At 45.5% G+C, this 649-nt stretch carries 1 protein-coding gene; it reads left to right on the top strand.

Annotated features, from left to right (window positions below; genetic code table 11):
• Positions 1-459: LysE family translocator (locus R7E78_RS27515; protein ID WP_318058804.1), on the top strand; the 459-nt coding region annotated here is incomplete at its 5' end.
• Between the last annotated feature and the right edge of the window lie 190 nt (positions 460-649).

Genomic DNA, 649 nt, shown 5'->3' with positions numbered 1-649 from the left:
TATGCGTTTATCACGTTGATCGGTCTTGCGGTTGTGCTGCAGCAGAGCCCAATGCTGTTCAAAACCATCAGTTTAGCGGGCGCAGCTTATTTGGCTTACTTAGGTTTTAACGCGCTGCGATCCAAAGGTGGAGTGGCCGCCAAGTTGGAATCTGGTGAGGAAACGACCGTACTTCAATCTGCTAGAGAAGGTTTCCTTATCTCTATTCTAAGTCCTAAAATCGCACTGTTCTTTATTGCTTTGTTTAGCCAGTTTGTCGCGCTTGGAAATGATCTGAGTAACCAAATGATCATTGTTGCGACCCCTTTTGTTGTCGATGGCTTGTGGTACACCTTTATTACGTTGGTGTTATCAAGCTCCAGAGTGGTCGATAAAATTCGCTCCAAAGCGGTTCTCATTGACCGACTATCTGGTGTTGTACTTATGCTCTTAGCACTAAGAGTGGTGGTTACGGTTTAGGACTCTCAAGACGCTCGATATAACAAACCCAAAGGCAGCCAATGAGCTGCCTTTTTTGCAAACGCACTTCGCAAAAAAAACACCCAGCTTGTGGGGCAAGTCTGGGTGTAAGCAAGAAGTTTCTCAGGAACATGAGGGGGAAGAGAAACACAGTAATTTCGTTATCGGCGAACCTCTTCAAATTCACCTT

It is taken from the genome of Vibrio sp. YT-19(2023) (assembly GCF_033337395.1).
This window is presented reverse-complemented; position numbering and strand designations above follow the sequence as displayed.